1 protein-coding gene is annotated in these 342 nt (G+C 28.4%); it reads right to left on the bottom strand.

The annotated features are described in order from the left end of the window. Nucleotides 1-253, bottom strand: a 253-nt coding sequence (locus B4G36_RS09890; protein ID WP_291063706.1) for an isopentenyl transferase family protein, incomplete at its 3' end; no start/stop codon positions are given. Nucleotides 254-342 lie beyond the last annotated feature (89 nt).

Below are 342 nucleotides of genomic sequence, written 5' to 3'. Positions count from 1 at the left end.
CACGCTCAAAATCACCAACCGAATATTTTTCGTGAATAGAAATATTTTGAATAAAATGATGCTTCACTTCAGTCAATTCTTCCTCAGAAGGAACAGCAGTTCCTATCTTCATTTCTTTGAAAAATTGACGACTATCACAAGAAATAATTTCGGATTGAAAATGTTTTGCAATTTCTATTGCCAAATTTGTTTTACCAATTGCAGTTGGTCCAACAATAGAAATTAAGGTTTTATTATTTTGAATTTTTTGCATGTTATATGAAATCGAACGCAAGATACTTCGATATTTTATGAAAAGAAAAAGCTTCTATAAAAAATAGAAGCTTTGTAAATTATATTGAT

The organism is Empedobacter sp. UBA3239 (genome assembly GCF_002362875.1).
Lineage (GTDB): Bacteria > Bacteroidota > Bacteroidia > Flavobacteriales > Weeksellaceae > Empedobacter > Empedobacter falsenii_B.
The sequence above is the reverse complement of the archived record's forward strand: the minus strand, read 5'-3'. Positions and strand labels throughout refer to the sequence as shown.